This window comes from Marinagarivorans sp. (assembly GCF_982758155.1).
Genome location: NZ_CEXWTU010000085.1, coordinates 1 through 19,060, shown reverse-complemented (window position 1 = coordinate 19,060; position 19,060 = coordinate 1). Strand labels below are relative to the sequence as shown.

Here is a 19,060-nt window from a genome sequence, read left to right as displayed (position 1 = left end):
GAAAAAGCTGAAAAATTGTAAGCAAAGAGTGACAACTACCTTGAAAAACACCGCTGTGCTTCCACGCCAAGAGGGTCGACGCTTAAGGATATCGTGCCCCGTTACTTCACGATGAAGAGCTTCTGCATGTAGTGCCGATTCGTTTGGGGCTGCCGTGGCCTAACTGTCGAGCGTGAAGTCGATGGGCATGCCGGTTTAGGAGGCTTTGGCTAAGCTCGACATCAAGGGTTGCAGCAATGAGTGCCGCAGCATTGTGCAGCGGCTTACAAAAGAATGGGAAAAGACCATTATTCGCATCGGTCTTTGGGTTGGTGTTGACAATACAGTGCTATTGTTTGCAGCGTTTCATTGAAGCGAGAGATGCGTATAGTGATTATTCGATCGTCAGACTTAAGGGTATCGACAAGGGCAATATTATTCTCGACAGATACATCTTTAAATGTGTCAAAAATACTATCGTATTATAAGGGCCGAGGAAAAAATACTTTATCCAATAATACTTGCCTCCCGCCTCCTCAACCGCGTTGCTCAAAGCGTTACATGCCCCGGCATGCGCCCCTTTGAGCGCCTTGTTGAGAAAACAGGCGCCCTCGTCTAATTGGACAAACTATTATTGCCCCGCCCCTAAGACTAAATTTAATTTTTATTCCGAGATGCTAAGCAGCACACAGGCTTGACTCATTGCCAATCACGCACTTCAGAAGCCATCGATAATCAGGTTAATTCATCATTAGCAGCCCTTAATCTACTCAAAATTGAGGGTAGAGATAAAAAACAAACGGCAGGAAAAACGGTTATATCGATTGTGAGCTGGAAACGGCGAAAGTCCAACCAGCACTTGCTCTCAAGAGTTTTTGACGAGTTAGGTTTAAACCTGAAATCGATTAAAGTATCTAAGTTGTAAGAAGAGTTGAGTGATTTCGGGATTATTGCCTCATGAAAACTGTCTACAGTATTCACTAAAGGCACTACTCGAAATGCTAGATGTTTCCGTTGTTTACGAAACGTTTTTTCGGCAGTCAGAATTGCTTAGCTCTGATTGGGATATATTTTTGAATGCGCTCTTATGAAAATCACATAAACCCGAAGCCTAAACTATACATATGACCAGCGGGCTTGGCCTCTTTATTCCCATATCGTGGGGTTGTGAATTCAAACGCCTTGAGCAGTTCAATACCCACATCAGAAGAAAACTTTATATTCTCTTCGATTGACCAGTTCAACCAGGTATTCACAGGGGTTTCGACTCGCTGAATAAGGCTATCACGTGCGACAAAATCCTCACCCAGTGGCCCTTTTTCTAGCATCTCGAACACGCCCGCTTCAACGTTATAGCGCCATGTATCGCTGCTATTGAAAGAACGAAGTGGGAATCCCCGGTAAAAACGCTCTGCCGTCCACTCCAATAATTTATTGGGCTTTTCAAGCAGAAGCTTGCTCACCGGGTCTTGAATAACCTCATTAATCGCGTCATTTTCTAGCAGACACAATCGATGATCATTAAAGCGTAGCTGTGCGCTAATCTCAGTAATGCTCTCCCATGGCAATAAATATTTAAGATTGTGCTCGTCCCACCCCCGGCTGGGTTCATAGCCTGGCCGGCTAAAAATCGGTGTTTTACCAGAGCATGCGCGGTAATTGTAATTGAGGATGTGAATATTCGCCTCGCTCACAGGGATTAATCGGTGGCGATTGATGCGCCCGGATGATTGCACAATAGAGCGAACACTTGATGGCTCGATTACCCCCCAGTCAAAATCGTGATCTCGCCCAACTTCCTCTACGGGTGTCGCGATGACAATCAGCTTAAGGTTCTGTGTGGTGGCTTGGCCAACAAGGGCTTGTATGTAAGGCGATGCCTCTAGGTTAGTGTTGCCATCCTTGCGATTTAATATCACATCCAAAATCGCTTCTTTTCTGTGGCGCTGTACTCTAAAGTCCCGAGCATGATAAGTCGCAATAAGGTCATCTGGCAGGGCGCTTGCTAAGAAGCCCGCCAGTTCGATGGCTGTCTGAATATTTGCACAGCGAACCAGGCCTATTGAAATAGCTTTTCCCGATTCGCTATATTCCCAGCGGTGCTCATTGTGAAGTTTATTAATACTGTTCAGTACCGAACGCTTAAAGCCATTCGGTGAGATTTCTTCCAGCTCAATCAATCGCGGTTTCTTTGTGACAGCCTTAATGGCAAGCGAATCGTCACGTTTCACAAAGGCTCGATATTGGGGAGAGTAATCTAAAGTAGCTGTCAGTATCACAGCGGGATCACGCACCTCGTCAATCATCATAATCGCTGGCATTTCCCCCTCAATGCTGACCCCCATATTGAGGCTCTTGCCTGCTTGTGCGCCCTTCATGAAAGCGCGCATTAATGCATCAGCCATCGGTGTTGGGAGTGTTGCTGAAGAAGCAACGATATTGGCGCCTAGCATGGCTGCTATTTCAACCAGACGTAATACGGCAACAAAGGCTTCTGAATCGTAATCATCAATCTCATCCAGTATTAAGTCACTATTAGCAATACGCATAATTGCCGCCCCATGATGGCCTTGTCGAGTTGGGTCGCCAGCAGCAATCAAGAAGTCGATTGTTGAGACCAAAACAGCGGGGGAGATAATGGAACCTTGTCCTCCTGTCATCTGGCTGTACTCATCTAGCCATGGGGGAATATCCGTCGTCGTATTACTTCCCTCAAAGATCGTCTCAATGCCATTTTCATCGGTATTGTGAGGCTTCGGCTCACCTTTAGCGCACTGATACTTATACAGCGCGCGAACTTCCTTATCCCCAATAATGCACTGCAAATCATTCTTTGGGATATTCAGCTCTGTTTGATACGCCGTGCCGGTCTGTAGCGTTAGTGTCCGTAAGTTTAATGCCGTTGAAAACCGTAATGCCTGACGTCGATTGAGAATGGCAAGGGCCTTGGCATTCATTCGAGTCTTACCGCATCCTGTACCGGCAACATTTAATACCAGTACGGGCCCCTTAATGTGCGTGCGCAGTTGCGTCATTGATTTGCAGGCATGATCTTGCCAAGCGAAGCGACCGGGACCTGATTCGGCAGTCATCCCACAAATGACGCTGTCATGGAGTCCTGGCCAAATGTATTCCCGAATCTTCTGGCTATAGGTCTGCGAGAGCAGGCCAGCCTCTTTCAGGTGGTAATTTAAGTCTTGCCTTGGTATGCGACGCCCCCCCTTTAACTCATTGTGTATGGGGTTAGCCGCTAATCGAGCCGTTTCGTGTCGTGTACTACGGCTTGATACTGTGTGGTCAGCTAATATCAATGCGGCACGTATCACTATGGCCAAAGCTTTCGCATCGTAAGGCGTAAGGCGTGGTTCGATGTGTTTTACCTTGGATAGCAGATCTGCCACGCCCTGGACCACATCTTCATCAAAAGGCGCTGCTAAGGCTAAGTACTTATCGCGATGATTATTAAGGGGGTGATTATCCACCTTGCGGACATGCTTACTGCTATCAACGGCCAGCGCCTTGCTTTTTTTATAGCTGCCTTCGAGCCTGGGTCCGAATAACCCATGATGTGTCGAGACGATAAAGCGCAGGATATCTTTGGGGTGATAAATCCCGCGGGCTTTATTAAAGGGGATTGCGTGGGACTGAGGCAGAGCCGGCAAGCCTTCAAAGGCCTCGGCAATCGAGTCCTCACGAAATAGCGCATCCAATACCAGTAAGCTCACCCACTCATGGCGTATGGGGTCTTTTATGGGGAAGTCGGGATTGAGAAGTTTTTCTTGAAAGAGCAGGGTGGCTTTGCCTAAGTCATGCGTTAAGCCCGATGTTCCCGCAAGCAGTGATTGAAGGTCACCTGCGTGTACTTTATCCATTTTTATCCACCTTATTCCTTACAATGACAGGCCACACGGCGTCACGACTTGCCTCGATTTCACTGTAGCGTCGTAAAAATTCAAACTCTTCGCTCGGTGGCATAATGCGGTGTTCATTAAAAATGCTGAGCTCATGCTCAAGCACGCTACGTTGCTCCTCGGTGAAATCCGGGTGGAGCTGGGCCTCAACAGGCTGCGCGGCATTAAAGCTAAAGTGTTTAATCGATTTGGGCACCTTGGCAGCCGAAGGCGCCGCATCGACAATCCGCGACAAAACAAAAGCACGCTGCGCAGGCGGGGTTCGATCCAGGTCATACGCTACTAGCCGCCATTGATCACCAACGCGTTGTAAGCCAACAGGGAATATGGATCGCCTTGCGCCTCGATCACCACGTTTGAGCGTAACGTAATGAATGAGTAAGGGTGTTTGGGTCGTGATAGCGTGTGTTAACGAAGCAAAAATAGATGGGGACTTAGGGTGGTTGTTTGTCCATTCAACACGCTGTCTCGGTAATTCATGCTCACACAGACCGATATCAGCAAAGGCATCATTCCCTGAAAATATCGCTGTCATTAATTGCTCTTCCGACGCCAAACTGGGCATAGGGGCACCGATTTTAGGAATGACAGAATAACCTTTCCTTTCTAAAAGCTTGGGGTTTTTACCGACGGCAGCGCTCAGTAATTCCGAAGCCCGAGTTTCGCTGATCAAGCCCTCAAAAGCCCTTAAGAGATCATTTCGTTTAACAATTCCTCGTCTAAACGCCCGCATTAACACGAAGTTTAATACCGCTCGCTGAACGCGCTCAACACTCAAAATATTTCTCCCACAAAACCCACGAGTTTCGTATGATTTTAATAAAATGAAGTAAAACATACGACTTTCGTATCTTTTATTGGTTGCTTTACCTCTTTGATTTCACCATGGTAACTGTAAACACGTTAATGGAAAAGAGACCATGGCAAAGAAAAAAACCAGTCCAGCCCCCCTGGCGGTGCTGCCACCGTTCACTCAAGAGGAATACCAAGAAACCTTTTCGAATGCGGTGCATTTTTCATTCAAAGCCGTTAATACGAATGCGAGTGAGGGTGGTGTAAGACTCAGTCCAGATCAGGTATTAGACTTGCCTTACATCAGCGCTCAAACATTACAAAGCCAAGGTACAGCTATTGAGTGCGATTATAGTAAGCAAGAGAAATCACCCCCTTCCGCCACGGTATTTAAACACTACCGGTTATCCAAGGGAGTAGATGATAAAGAGTCTGTTGCCAACGCTCACGAGATACAAATAACTTACCGCGACGCAACTCAATCGCACTTTGAGAAAAACACGCACATCGTCTCTCCACGCTTAAAGCAAATATTTCTTCCGCTGAACGAAGGGCATGAAGACTATCAGGTAACTACGCCGTTACCTGCCGCAGGCGTCAGTAAATTGATAAACGAACATGTCAGTCAAACGAACAAAGACATTCGTCTTGCTGTTGATGCTCCTGATGATACGTTGTCACTTAATAACAAAATTGCCCGCAACATTCGTCGAGCAGAAATGGGGTATGGCGGCAGCAACCCTCAAAACGCAGGCAGTCTTGTACGCTACATGCAAAGCCCCTTGTTCTTCTCGGCGCCGACTGAAAGCGCTGCGGTAAAAACTGCATTCTCACTGTATTACACCGGTATGCCGATTTCACTGAATAAAGCGGCAATGGAAGCCTATAAAGACTGGCGAACCACAACACTGCTCAAGCATGGATATGCACTGAGCCGTAAAGCGGATAGAGATACCGAAGAGGGTCACTTAACAAGCATTACCAATGCACTACTGCGCCGTGCAAAGTTGAATGAGAATGTGCTGCTGGATAATGCCGCCTGTTTACCGAATGAAGGGATGCCACTGGTTAATGATGCATTAGACACCGTACAAAAAGGGCTATTAGATCACCGGTGCAGAGATAGGGTGTGGGCCAAAGAAGCGGCCAATATAATGGCTTGGGCGATTGCCACTTTTACATTCCACGATGACTCTACTTTAGGCTTTAATGAGAGCGCCGTTAATGCTATCGCTTCGTACATTGAAGGGGTTCTAGTATGAGTTATACCTATTTATTAATTCCCCGCATGTATGTCAGTGCGGCCAATGCCGCCGCCAGTGGTCAAACTATTAATGCAGCTCCGATCAGCGCTGCGGTACTTTTTGGGCATACTATCTCTCGTTGTTTATGTGAGGCCGTTCTGGGGGTAGCCTACCTCCATCATAATGCTCAAATCTTGGGTGAAAATTTCGAAAAACAGCATTTTCAGCCGCAGCAACGTCGCGGTGCTTCGTTTATAGATAAGGATGATTATGCCAGCACCAATAAACACTCTTTATCGCTACAGCCTACGGCATCTTGCCACCTTACCCTTTCACTCATTCTTAAATTGGATGAGGACGCTGAAATTGACTTAGAAATACTTGAGAAATTTCTACATGGTGGACGGTTTGCGGGGGGGCAGATCATCAAGCACGGTAAACCCCGATTAATCGACCCCGACGCCAGCTTAAAATCACTGCCTACGGGGTTTTGGTTACTAGACCGACGTGACCTGATGGTGAACGCCGATGACCGCATTGCTCGAATGAACCACCTATTAAGTCGTAGCTCCGCCGCAGAGGATTATCACTCATGGCTGACAGTTACATGCGTTGGGTATGCCGGTATTACCGAGGTGGCTCAGCGAGAGCAAGTGAGGGGAGGGCATTCGCACTTCTTTAGCGAGCCCTTACTGGGATTAACGCAATTTGTATCCCGTAACGACTATGAAAAAACACATAAGCACATTCCTTTCTGGCATTTTTCTTGGCCAACAGACACGCTTTTTTTACTCACTCAAGACAATACATAATACATAGGTGATTCATGGAAACTTTTAAAAAACTACCTGGCGTAAGCTCTTTTCAACGTTCATGTGTCATTTCTGATGCAGTCATGTACAACGAAGTCAATGGAGAACGATCCACCCCCGTATTAGTGCAGCGGCACGGCATTATGGGGACCCAGAATGTTATGAAGTCGGGAAAAGACAGCGGTGAAAGTTCGCAGTCGGTCGAGTCCACTGAGGTGCGGAACTTGCAGGTCACCGATACCGCCAAACTTTCATCAGATGCAACCGGTATGCAAGTTGAGTTTACCTTGTCACTACTCGACTTATCGACAGCGCTACATTCTATTGCGCCAAGTAAGAAAGATGACCCCGAGTTAGCAAGTAATTATCGTGCGAGTGTTGTTGCTTTTGTTGATAGAGCAAAGTCGAGTCCGGGCGTGACTGAGGTTGCTCGTCGCTATGCGCGTAATGTCTTGAATGGTAGGTGGTTGTTTCGTAATAGATTATCTGCTGCAGCGATAAGTATTGAAGTGTTCCATGAGAATACTTTACTGGTGAAGCAGGATAATGCTTTTGATCTACCGTTATCCGACTTTGATAGCTATTGTCCGGCAGAGATAGCGTTAGGGGATTTTTTAGCGAAAGGTTTAACCGGGGAGACCCGTGATCACATCAAAATTGTAGCCTCCGTTAAATTGCGTGGTGCCGGTGCCATTGAGGTTTTTCCTTCGCAAAATTACGTAGAAAGTAAACCAAAGGGATTTTCTCGTAGCTTGTACGCCCACCCGGCATTGGACATTAATCCACTGAGTGAAGGTGCAGCAATAAAAATTATGGGCTATGCCGCTATTCGCGACCAAAAAATTGGTAACGCCTTACGGACACTCGATACTTGGTATCCTAGTGAGGTCTCCACGCCAACACCCATTGCGGTCGAGCCCATGGGCGCCAATCTTGAATTTCAAACATTTTTTCGCCAGAAAAAAGCTTCTTCATTTGAAATTCTAAAATCACTTAACGAGTTGGATCCACAGTCATCAGAGGGGATGTTTATTATTGCATGTCTCATTCGTGGGGGCGTGTATTCAGTTGGAGATAAGAATGCCGCTTAAAGCCTATGTTGATATTGTCATGAATGGTGAGGCAGCCGACATAACGACTCAGGTTGTTGCTAATCAGGTTATGCCTATTCTTCATGCCGCATTCAAGCGAAATTCGGGGGTGTTTGCCCTAGCGCTACCGCAGTGTTTGCCCGGCAAAAAATCTTCTTCTGGCAATACGCTTAGAATTTTTTCTTCCTCAGCGGATGACTTGCTGGGGCTTTGCAACGCTGTTAAGAGTCACTACCTATTTCGTGACTATTGCACGATAAAAACTACCAATGAAGTTCCCGCAGACTTTTGTGGCCCTTGGGTGGAATACCGGCGTTATCGACCTAGTAATAAGAATGCTGATCGAAAAGGGGGTGACGATAACGGGATGCTGCGAGCGCGTAGAATGGCCTACGCTGAAGATCATCGGCTACCGTATTTTGTACTTACGAGCGGCTCTAATAAGCATGGGTTTTCATTATATGTTGAGCCTTTGGCGGGGGAGGCTTGTGGTGCCCAATCGATTGAGCCGGACAGCTATGGATTGAGCGTAACCTCTCGGTCTTTTTCGGTGCCTCAACTACCCTAAATAACCCTTTATTTTGGTCGTAATAAAAAAGCCTTTAAAATCAGTAGGGTAGAATCGTTGTTAAAATAAAGGCTAAATTTAGATAGTTGAGCGAATATACTGTTTTTAAAGGAAAAAATAGTTATCTCTACTAGTTATCCGCCGTGTAGGCGGCTTAGAAAAACAAGACCATCAGGGCATTCTTTCTTTTTATGTTATCCGCCGTGTAGGCGGCTTAGAAAATTTTGCACAAGGGGTTTATCATCGCGAGGCCGTTATCCGCCGTGTAGGCGGCTTAGAAAGTCGAGCCTGCAGGGTAGCTACCGGTAGACGCGTTATCCGCCGTGTAGGCGGCTTAGAAAATATAGCCGGCCGCTATCATTAAGGGCCGTAAGTTATCCGCCGTGTAGGCGGCTTAGAAAAGCGTGGTGGTTCTTCGCTGCTCGGTGTTATTGTTATCCGCCGTGTAGGCGGCTTAGAAATTTCACACCCTGCCTAAATACCCGCGCATTAAGTTATCCGCCGTGTAGGCGGCTTAGAAATCTGTTACTGAGTATGTAATTGGCGGCGTAACGTTATCCGCCGTGTAGGCGGCTTAGAAAAATCACAGAAGCACAACTTCTCGATACGAATAGTTATCCGCCGTGTAGGCGGCTTAGAAAGTTACAAATGCCCACCGGGCTATCCATGGGCGGTTATCCGCCGTGTAGGCGGCTTAGAAAACGCTTTTCTGTTGCATCATTTGCGAGTTACCGTTATCCGCCGTGTAGGCGGCTTAGAAATTTAAAAGGTAAGCGATCAGAGCGATCGTTATGTTATCCGCCGTGTAGGCGGTTTAGAAATTTGAAGTCAGTTTTGCACACAGGACATTGATGTTATCCGCCGTGTAGGCGGCTTAGAAAGGTGCGAGCGCTAGACAGGTAATTATGGTGGCGGTAGGTTAAAGTCCCTGAACGATGACCAGCAGGCATTAGCTAAAGGCAATGATAATTAGTAGGCAATAATATGAATTTTTCTCCATTTATAAGCCAAATTTACAGTTCGCTTTGGTATTTAATACCCTTCTTTATTCTTATTGGATTAGTGAAGAGTCCTTGGTTTAAAGGTATTTGTGGTGAATTTCAAGTCAATATGTTGCTCAAATTGTATTTATCTAAAGATGAGTATCGTCTAATAAAAGATGTCACATTGTGCACCGACGAAGGCACTACGCAAATTGACCATATTTTAGTTTCAAATTATGGGATTTTTGTTATTGAGACTAAAAACATGAAGGGGTGGATCTATGGATCGCCTAACCAAAAAACTTGGACGCAAAAAATATATAGGCATACAAGTAAGTTTCAGAATCCGCTTCATCAGAACTATAAACACACCAAAACGCTTGAAAAAATCCTTAATCTTGCGCCTGACTCTACCTATTCAGTTGTTGTTTTTATTGGTGATAGCACTTTTAAAACCGAGTTGCCTGAAAACGTTACCTATGCACGGGGGTGCATAGAATATATAAAATCGAAAAAAACTAAGATTTTGACAGCGTCTCAAGTTAGCGATGCAGTCAGGGAGATCGAGTCAGGAAGACTTCGGCGAGGGCTCTCTACGAATAAAGAACATATTGCCCATGTCAGAACTATCATCGAATCTAAAGAGAAGCCAGAACCTAAAAGTGGTTGCCCCAAATGCGGGTCAGAAATGGTTATTCGAGAGTCAAAAAAGGGGGCTAAAGTGGGTCAGAAATTTTGGGGATGCTCTTCATTTCCTAAATGCAGGGGGGTGTTGAAATCTCTTTGAGACGCAAGTTAAGCAAAGCCAAAGGGTAGGGGAGCATGGAGACGGTATCATTGATGATGCCGACGAATATGAGCACTTATTCGAATATCAATGCGTGTCAAATGTCCGGTCGTAGCTATTACCTCGAACACGGAAGAGCTCACCGCTATTATAAACAGAAATAACAACATCGCCTTGCTCATTGAAAACCTTACTAAGATTTAGCGCGACATCATCATCAGCTGAATTCTTAGAGTCAGCGAACTCGTCGTTGGCCCCCCTCCCGTTACCTGTAATTAATACATCGGAACCCGAATCTGTCAGCGTAAAAAGAGTAAGTTTTTTAGGTAGCTTGTGGTTGCCTGTGTATTTTGTAGAAATAACACTGACCTTTGGAGATATTGCATCAATAAAATCTTTTCCCGTGGAGGTATCACTTCCATGATGACTAACTTTGAGTAAATCGACTCGGTCTGATCCATCGGGGTTTAACGAAGCCGCTGCAACTGTGGAAATTTCGGTATCTGGCTCATGTTTCCAATCATCACTGGTCTGATCTCCAGCAGTGTAAAATTGAAAATTTCCATAGCTAATTAAGAGTGCAATTGAGCCCGGATTTTCGTTAAAACCATGACCCTGTCCGCTTGGATCAAGATTTTGATCATGGCGACTACCAATAGTGTCACCTCGTGCTGACACAACTGTTATTTCAAGCGGAGAACCGCAGCATGAACGATACACTGTGCCCGGTGAAACTTCAGTGCGCGATCCCCCCGCAGCTTGGCTAAACTGAATATACTTAGAGTACACTGTAGGGTTTCCACTGCCTGTGAGTATTGAACGCTTTCCACTATCGCCTTGATCCCATAAATTTCAGGAAATGAATTGTTCAGACACTGAGCTGATTTTTTTGCGCCAACCTGATGGGGGTGCTCTCAAACAAAGGGCTTCAGTGCGTTTGAAATGCTTCGACTTTTTAGGGTTGACTAAATATTATTTATGTCGAGTGTGAGTTGTCATTCGCGACACTGAAATCCGAGGCGCTGAATTCAACTTGGCGAAAATCTCTGGCAATAAGCCTTTGTGGTGTCACTGAAGTGTAATTAAGATGCTACTTGGTATCTTTAGCCTTCAATGTTGCCTTGATGTGAGGGGGAGTTTCGCAGTTTCCGGTACTTTTTTGGGGATCGTTCAAAAAGCTTAATTGTATTTAGTTAGGGGTTGTAATATAATTTTGACATAATACTTTTTAATTCGTTAACCCTATTGAATCATCGGAAGTTGATATGGGTTGGCTGAATGTTTGATCGATTATTCTCAGTGTCGGTAATCTCCGAAATTTAACTACATGAATAGTCAAAGGGAACTTGATATTTATATTCTGGACTTCTTGTCCATCTTATTGCTCCCTTTCTGCTCATATTCATCCTCAATTCATGTGGTTTACGGTTGCTGCATGTCTTGTTATGTGTGTTCATTTTTTGAACTGCTTAAAAATTGAAATATCAGGTTTATTATGGTTTCTTATTTGGGTTGCCTCTCTCGTAAATTCACTGGATTAATTCTCCTTTTTGTTTTGCTTTCTGCATATTCATACCATGCTGTTGGGTTAACTTATGGTGAGTTGAGTGTGACGGATGTGTCGCCAACCTCGTTCACGATTAATTGGGTCGGTGATGCTAATACCTCCCCAAATATAGAGTTATATTCTGATGTTCAAGGTAATAGAGAGGTTTCTGGGATCACGATTTATCCTAGTTACAACTCTCAAGGCAGCTTGACATTAAGCGGGCTTTCAGCGGCTGCGGGTGTTATGCGTGTAAGAGTGGCTGGGCTACAGCCTAGTACCCCTTATTTTTACCGTTTATCAGTCGTTTCAGTAGGCGGCGACACTGCTTATTTTCCTCTTGGCGGTGCTTTACCCTCGGTTGTGACACTTGAGCATAGTATTCCTCAAAGCAATGATAGTGTGGCGCTATCCGTTTCTGTGGGCGGTAATGACCCCGCAGCGGGGAGTTTAGTTTTGCTGACTGTCCCCGGTATGAAATACCCGATTTCATATGTTGTTGGTGATGGTTTTATTGATAGTACCGCGGCTCTTAACCTTACTAATATTTATTCTGCTGGATCTAACTCCAGGCATCATTTTGCTGGGGGCGAAATAGTCAATATTCGTGTGCTAGGAGGAAGCAACGGTGAGGCTTATTTTGATGGGCAAATCCCAGTTAATACTGGTAGTGGCGTGTTGCATATCTTGGGTGGGGCGCCTCTCGAATTAACTCAGCCCAAAGATAGTGACGGCGATGGTATTAGCGATTCGCTTGAGGCGCAGTATGGACTAAATAGCGAGAATCCGATTGATGCTAATTTGGATAATGATGCGGACGGTATTGCCAATAGTGCGGAAATTGATTTGGGTACAGACCCTAACCGTTCAGATTCTGATGGTGATGGCATTGACGATGGCGAAGAGTTGCTTCTTGGGTTGTCTCCCAGTAATTCGGATACCGATCGGGACGGCATATCGGATGCTAATGAGTTAAATGGGGATATACCTACAGATCCATTAAATGCTGATACAGATGGTGATGGCGCTGGCGATTATCGTGAGGTTTTGGCAGGAACAGATCCCTTAGATTCTCAAGACACTCCAATCATTGATGATGACGATGACGGAGTTGAAGATCAGCGGGACAATTGCAATAAATACAACCCCGAGCAAACAGATAACGATCTCGATGGTTTGGGTGATGTTTGTGATTACGATGATGACAATGATGGCGTTGATGACGCGCTGGATAACTCACCTCTAATTCCAAACCCCGATCAGGTCGATACTGACAGGGACTCAATTGGCGATGCGTCGGATAATTGCGTTGAAATTGAAAACAGAAATCAAAAAGATACCGACGGTGATGGCGTTGGTGATGTCTGCGATCAGGATGATGATAATGATGGCATTAATGACCATTATCCCGAGCAGACTCCCTCAGATATCCCTTTGTTAATTGATGAAATTGATGCATTCATCGGAAGCTCTATTGGAGTTGTTAATGATGATAGGGCTGCGATAGGTTTTTACAAATTTGACCCCGATAGCTCGGTTAGCGTTTTTCTCGGTTATTACAATCTAGCGACGCGAATTTATACTCCAAATGCATTGCAAGCTAACGAAAAAGGTTGGCTGGGTCGTTTTGCCGTTGTAATAGATGCGTTTGGTTGTGATTGTTTGGCTGGTACTGTTGTTTCGGATGGCGATAGTATTGCTATTCAAACGGATCAAGGCACATTGGATATTCAGTTGCCAAAAATCACGGGCGAAGAGTGGGGCACAAGGCCGCTTTATTTATTATCAGAAGATCTCTCCTTATATTCTGCGAGAGATACTGGAGGTCGTTTAAGTGGCTTAGTGCGCTCTGCTTTAGAATTGCAAGCCTTGGATAATTGCCAGTATATCTTTAACCCAGAGCAGCAAGATCATGACCAAGATGGTTTTGGTGATTATTGCGATACATCTGATGCGGATTTAGATGGAGATGGGATTTTAAATATTCATGATAACTGCCCTGATCTACATAGTTATAGTCAATTAGATGCTGATGGTGATGGAGTTGGTGATGCTTGTGAGAATGATTTCGATAATGATGGCGTCCTAAATAATATTGATAATTGTATTGATACACCGAACCCTGCCCAGGCTGATAGAGATGGAGATTCAATTGGCGATGCATGTGATGCAACTCCAGACGGAGATGCCGATAATGATGGCGTTGGTGATCCCGTAGATAACTGTATTAACGTGGCGAATCCATCGCAAGATGACCTTGATGGGGATGGTGTGGGTAACGCTTGCGATAATGATTCAGATGGTGATGGTTTATCCGATCTATTTGAGCGGCAGGTTATTAGTAATCCATATTTGGCTGATTCGGACGGAGATGGGGTAGGAGATGAGCTGGAAGATTATGATTTTGACGGCCTAAAAAATATCGACGAAATTCTAGCGGGTACAGACCCTTCTAGGCCAACACTTAAATTGCTAGCGGGTAAAAATTTAATTCATTATCCAGTGCGTGTAAATGGCATTACCGCCTATGACATTTTGAGTCTTCTGGGCGGCCATGAGAACATAGCTGGTGTTTCTAGGTACAACTCTAGTTTAGGTATTTACGACAAGGCCTATTATCTCGCAGGTATTCCCCAAGGTGTTAACTTTGATATAAAAAATAATGAGGGCTATTGGGTTGATGCATTAATCGAATCTACTGTCGAGTTTGATGGTCCTCTTTTTAATAAGGGCATAACGTTAAATTCAGGTCTAAATAACATCGGTGTTTCTTATGCGCTTAGCGACATGGATGCTTATTCGTTTCTCGCCGTGATGTTGCAGAAAAACCAGAAAGGAACAGTCCAGATATACGATTCAGCTAGCGATAAGTTTCTGGCTGCATCTAACCTTACCGGAGTGGTTGCGGGTCTGAATTTTGCCTTAACAAGTGTTCAAGGGTTGCAGGTATTTGTTGCTCGAGGCGGTAGTCTCTTTGAATTTTCCTCGCCTACAGCCCTTGAGCACAGCTATAGGACGACAAGTCAAGAAAGCGAACTAATAACACTTGATGTTACAGGGGGGGCTGGAACGGTCTACATTAACGGGGTTTTCGCAGAAGATTCGTCGCCGGATGAGAGTGGTTATCAGGTTGTCCTAGATCTGGTTCTTGGTGAAAATGAATTTACCGTCGTGCAGCGCGGAGTTGAAGGTGGGATTGAGACCACGCAATTGACATATCTCCTTACGAGTCCTTTTGGTCTTGGCACAAGGGGGGATGATATTTTAAGTGGTCGGATACCTAAGGGGCGAGGCGGGAACGATACCATTTATGGCACCACGGGTAAAGATCGCCTAGATGGCGGCGCTGGCGATGATCTGCTAATAGGTGGTGAGGGCGATGATATTTTGTTTAATGGCGAAAGGTTTAAGTTCGATATAGGGGATGGTTATGATGTGCTCGTGGGTTACGCAGATGAATTTCGATTAATTTTTGGGAAGGGGATTAGTCCAGAAGATGTTTATGTTAGGTATAAGACGCCGTCTCTAGTTTATGACGACGAATTTACGACAAATCCTTATTCAGAAGTCGATGTTGATTTTTATTGGGTTGATATCGACACCAGAGATTGGGCGATCATTCACTATTCGGCAGGCGACACTATTCGGATGCTGGATTTGCAGAAAGCTACGCCGATATTGGAATTTGATGAGGGGGTGTTTGAAGGGGCTGCAGCCAGAGAGATTTTATATAAAGGAGGCCCTGATCGTGATGTCTTCTATTTGACAGACGGGTACGAGAAAGTCTCTGGCGGGGCGGGTAATGATGTGTTCTTCATACGCCCGGGCGATGGCGACTATATCGCCGGCGGAGATGGCGATGATGAGTATTTCTTTGACTACACCGATAATTATTATGACCCTCTAGCGAGTAATGGGAAGCGCTTCAATTTGTCGAATAGCGATGGTGTTCTTCAATATCTCTCATCATTTGAGCACGACAACACCCCGTATTTCCCCAGTCTTTTTTATAAACAATGGCTAAAAGACGCGACTGCTGAGCAATACGCGTTAATGAGCGAGCCGTTTGCGATTAATGGCGGTAAAGGCGACGATACTTATCTTCTTCGGAGTGAGTTTTTTGGTGATTTCCAGTTCATTCCAGGTGATGGAGATGATTTGGTTCGTCTACAAGGGGGAGCGCCTAGGAGTCTACGCGTAGTGCGTGGTGTGGAGCCCTTGGAAGAAGAGGTCCAAATTCAAATTAATGGCGCAGATAGCTGGTCGCTAGTTTTTAATGGAGCTCCTCCGTACGTGTCTGGGGTGGACAGTATAACCTTTGAAGACGCTGATCTTAGTTATTTGGCGGCGATATTTAGAGAGCAAGTAGTATTTAATTTACAGCTTGGCTCAAACCAGGTTTCACTGGTGGATTGGGCGACTCAATCTGACCTTCACAATATAATTTTCACCCCGTCTGGCCCTGAAGTTTACACGGGCGATGATTCGGCGAACGTCATTATTGCTAATGCGCTTGCTGTCATTACGCCGGGCGGCGGCGATGATATCGTACATGTTGTCGACACCAGCACCCTTGAATATAACGTCGGTGATGGTCGAGATCAGGTTTCGTTTTCTGGGCAGCTAAGAATTGAGCTGGGTGAATCTATTTTGCCCAAAAGTGTTTCCGTTACTCACCGCTGCGAAAAATCGTCGCTAGACCTTGTTATTAATATTAATAAAGAAGCTGACTCTATTGTTGTAAAAAACTACTGGCAGATAGACGAGGCGCTTGTCGAAACTAGAATCAAGTCCGTTGTAGTCAATTTTCAGTCTGATGGAACTGAGTGGGGTGACGAGGAAGTCGTTAATCGGTTGAATCTTGGCACTGAAGGAAATGATTACTTTGCACTTTGCCGAGCGAGCGACGAAATCGATGTTGAGGTTTCAGATTTAACCCCCGGCTCTGGCGATGATGTGGTTAACGTGGGTAAGGCAACAGAAGTTGTATTTCATTTCGCAATTGGAGATGGCAAAGATACATACCAATTTGATATCAATAGCCAAAGCGCACATGTTGACCAAACTGATAAGGGGGTGGTTTTTGACTTATCTTCAATCAATTCTTCCCAATTCACCCCAGCACTTGATAATAAAGACCTGCTTATATCGATTGGTGCGCAAGATGAGATAAGAATTTTAGATGTCTTCACATTTATCAATTGGCGGCCGTTCACCGAAATGCGCTTTTCGGATGCTACTTATTCATTCGAAGATGTGGTCGATCTCATAAATTCTAGTGATAATTCAGGGCGGTTTATTCGTGTAATTGACGGCGTTTTTTCCGCATTGCCGACTGATTTTGATGATGTGATAGTTATCTCAGGTGATGATCAGGAAACGATTGAAATTTCTGGTGCTGGCATTGATGAAGTGTTTGTGGAAGATACAGGCAATACGTACAAGATTGATTTTTCGGGGAGCGGTGTAAAACAAGTGTGGTGTATTTGCGATTCATCACGAAAATATACAAGGGTTGATGGGCAGTTAGGTCGAACACTTTTTCTAAATTTTAATAACGCCAGCACTAATAATATTCGAGAGTTTCGAAGTCCTACATGGAGTAATCCGGACTTAATCGTTCGGTTGCATGATGATCTTATATATAACTCTTCTGGGAATCGTACTTCCCGAAGATTTAACTACATTTCGGTTGCACCGGATACATCTGTAGAGCAAGTTGAAGAAAATTTTTTACGATATCACCTTTCTCTTGAGTGGCTGAGTAAGAATTTGCATGTAAATGGATTTGATCGCAGGTACCTCGGGCCGCTTGATCTTAATCAGGCTGGATTCATTCTGGAGGAGGGTCAGGAATTTAACTCCTTTGATATTGGAAGTCTGGATTACTTGTTATCGGCTTATTTGTCACCAAATTTCTACCTAAATTATTATATAAGTAACAACTATAAAGATAGTAGAACAGGGATTGATGTGTCAGGTGATTCTTCGACTTTCTATGGTGAGCGCGAAAATTTCAATGGAAATGATATTGTTGAGGTTTATAAAAAGGGTACCTATGAAGGTTATATGGAATCTTACGGTCGCATACTTTTGGTTTCTTCTGGTTATACAGGGATAGGAGGAGAAGTGCTGGAAGGGGGGCGGGGAGATGATATCTTGATTCCGTTCTTTAGTGATGCTTTTTATGTTTCTGACATTACTTGGAATCGCGAACCTATCACTGTGTATGAAGTGTTTCATGGGTCCTTAAGCAGCGATGGAGAAAATTATGGTTCTCGTATAATAGATTTTTCATCCACGTTTTATTTTGCATCTGGGTTCGGTAATGATGTTGTGCCCTTAGAAATTAGTAATCAAAAGGCGCATATACGCTTCTACTTCGAATCAGATGATATGTGCTTAGATCCTGTTCGAGTCGGCAGGGATCTTTTATTTAAATGCGGGGAAGGAGACTCTATACTCGTCACTAATTATTATCATTACGATGACCTCGGTGACGAGTGGCGAGATTCCTCTGATCGGATTCGACTGTCGACAACCACTATCAATCCATTGGGTTACTCTTTCCCTTTAGATCCTCAGGAGAGTCACGAGGCGGGATATCGCGACATTATTATTCCTTTACCGCCTTCAGTTGATGAAAATCAAGGTTCTTTAGTTGCACTTGACGATAGTTTTGATTTGCCAGTTAACGTACCTAAAATCATTGACCCGGCAGTTATTTTGCAAAACGATATGATTGTGCCGCTACAAAACATTTACTTGGATGGTGTCTTCGGTGCGGTTGGCGGGCAGGTTATTTATGGTAACCGTAAGGGCGTTATTGTTTTTGTCCCTGATGAGGGTTTTGTGGGGCAAGCCCATTTTAGCTATCGGGCGCTAGCGCAAAACGGTTTAATGGCTCGGGGAGTGGTTATAATAAATTATGTCGATAATTCAGATTCGGTATTGGCTGTGTTGGAAGGGCGAGAACTCGTTGGAGAAAATATTCTAGATAATCATTTAGTTGTGGGGCCTCTTGGTGCCATGTCGCTAGGTGATGAAGATGATTACATTGGCTTGGCAGTGGATAGTACAGCTAAAATTGATGCGGGTCCCGGAAGCGACATTTTTTATTTATATGACAATGTCGCGGTGCTTGGCGACCTTGATGGAGGCCTTGGTTTTGATGCGTTATTTGCTGAGGAGCCAAAAGGCGCGACGAATATTAATTCGCTTGAGGTGAATAGTCTCATCAACGTTGAAAGCGTTAGGTTGGGTACTGGGCTAAATCGAATCGTTGGTAATGCTAATGCGAATGTGATTGATTTAGGTGGTTCCAGTGTTCTTAATGTTTTCGAAATT

The 19,060-nt window shown here is 44.8% G+C and carries 10 protein-coding genes and 1 CRISPR repeat array; of the genes, 7 read left to right on the top strand and 3 right to left on the bottom strand.

Annotated elements, in window-relative coordinates; genetic code table 11:
• Positions 1-673 precede the first annotated feature (673 nt).
• The gene (locus tag AC3A8L_RS10995; RefSeq protein ID WP_487962302.1) at positions 674-904 is read left to right on the top strand and encodes a hypothetical protein; all 231 of its coding nucleotides are present in this window, start codon (positions 674-676) and stop codon (positions 902-904) included.
• Positions 905-1,073: 169 nt separating this feature from the next.
• Here AC3A8L_RS10995 and AC3A8L_RS10990 read toward each other — a convergent pair whose 3' ends face one another.
• Both AC3A8L_RS10990 and AC3A8L_RS10985 read right to left on the bottom strand, forming a co-directional pair.
• Positions 1,074-3,851 carry a CRISPR-associated endonuclease Cas3'' gene (locus tag AC3A8L_RS10990; protein ID WP_487962301.1) on the bottom strand — a complete coding sequence of 926 codons (2,778 nt, stop codon included), beginning with the start codon at positions 3,849-3,851 and terminating at the stop codon, positions 1,074-1,076.
• Positions 3,844-4,668 carry a WYL domain-containing protein gene (locus tag AC3A8L_RS10985; protein WP_487962300.1) on the bottom strand — a complete coding sequence of 275 codons (825 nt, stop codon included), beginning with the start codon at positions 4,666-4,668 and terminating at the stop codon, positions 3,844-3,846. Before AC3A8L_RS10985 ends, AC3A8L_RS10990 begins: the two co-directional genes overlap by 8 nt.
• A 142-nt stretch (positions 4,669-4,810) precedes the next feature.
• On the opposite strand from AC3A8L_RS10985, the gene AC3A8L_RS10980 reads away from it, so the two are divergent.
• The 5 genes from AC3A8L_RS10980 to AC3A8L_RS10960 all read left to right on the top strand — a co-directional run bounded on the left by AC3A8L_RS10980 (position 4,811) and on the right by AC3A8L_RS10960 (position 10,167).
• Positions 4,811-5,944, top strand: a complete 1,134-nt coding sequence (locus AC3A8L_RS10980; RefSeq protein WP_487962299.1) for a hypothetical protein — start codon at positions 4,811-4,813, stop codon at positions 5,942-5,944.
• Positions 5,941-6,738, top strand: coding sequence for a type I-F CRISPR-associated protein Csy2 (locus AC3A8L_RS10975; RefSeq protein WP_487962298.1), 798 nt, complete (start codon positions 5,941-5,943; stop codon positions 6,736-6,738). The genes AC3A8L_RS10980 and AC3A8L_RS10975 overlap by 4 nt, the downstream gene beginning before the upstream one ends.
• Before the next feature lie 14 nt (positions 6,739-6,752).
• Positions 6,753-7,829 carry a type I-F CRISPR-associated protein Csy3 gene (csy3, locus tag AC3A8L_RS10970; protein WP_487962297.1) on the top strand — a complete coding sequence of 359 codons (1,077 nt, stop codon included), beginning with the start codon at positions 6,753-6,755 and terminating at the stop codon, positions 7,827-7,829.
• Positions 7,819-8,397 (top strand): type I-F CRISPR-associated endoribonuclease Cas6/Csy4, encoded by a 579-nt coding sequence (cas6f, locus tag AC3A8L_RS10965; RefSeq protein WP_487962296.1) that lies wholly within the window; start codon positions 7,819-7,821, stop codon positions 8,395-8,397. The genes csy3 and cas6f overlap by 11 nt, the downstream gene beginning before the upstream one ends.
• Positions 8,398-8,530: 133 nt before the next feature.
• A CRISPR array of direct repeats spans positions 8,531-9,278; the repeat unit is 28 nt; unit sequence GTTATCCGCCGTGTAGGCGGCTTAGAAA.
• Positions 9,279-9,381: 103 nt separating this feature from the next.
• The gene (locus AC3A8L_RS10960) at positions 9,382-10,167 is read left to right on the top strand and encodes an NERD domain-containing protein (protein WP_487962295.1); all 786 of its coding nucleotides are present in this window, start codon (positions 9,382-9,384) and stop codon (positions 10,165-10,167) included.
• Between the two features lie 87 nt (positions 10,168-10,254).
• Here the strand turns inward: AC3A8L_RS10960 and AC3A8L_RS10955 are convergent, their stop codons facing one another.
• Positions 10,255-10,845, bottom strand: coding sequence for a ComEC/Rec2 family competence protein (locus tag AC3A8L_RS10955; RefSeq protein ID WP_487962294.1), 591 nt, complete (start codon positions 10,843-10,845; stop codon positions 10,255-10,257).
• An 817-nt stretch (positions 10,846-11,662) separates the two neighbouring features.
• Between AC3A8L_RS10955 and AC3A8L_RS10950 the strand changes: the two genes are divergently transcribed.
• A partial coding sequence (locus AC3A8L_RS10950) for a thrombospondin type 3 repeat-containing protein (protein WP_487962293.1) occupies positions 11,663-19,060 on the top strand: 7,398 nt, incomplete at its 3' end.

Bases quoted from the DNA above. Each gene is read 5' to 3' on its own strand.
- AC3A8L_RS10990 (WP_487962301.1), bottom strand. From the start codon at position 3,851: ATGGATAAAGTACACGCAGGTGACCTTCAATCACTGCTTGCGGGAACA.
- AC3A8L_RS10980 (WP_487962299.1), top strand. From the start codon at position 4,811: ATGGCAAAGAAAAAAACCAGTCCAGCCCCCCTGGCGGTGCTGCCACCG.
- AC3A8L_RS10975 (WP_487962298.1), top strand. From the start codon at position 5,941: ATGAGTTATACCTATTTATTAATTCCCCGCATGTATGTCAGTGCGGCC.
- csy3 (WP_487962297.1), top strand. From the start codon at position 6,753: ATGGAAACTTTTAAAAAACTACCTGGCGTAAGCTCTTTTCAACGTTCA.
- cas6f (WP_487962296.1), top strand. From the start codon at position 7,819: ATGCCGCTTAAAGCCTATGTTGATATTGTCATGAATGGTGAGGCAGCC.
- AC3A8L_RS10960 (WP_487962295.1), top strand. From the start codon at position 9,382: ATGAATTTTTCTCCATTTATAAGCCAAATTTACAGTTCGCTTTGGTAT.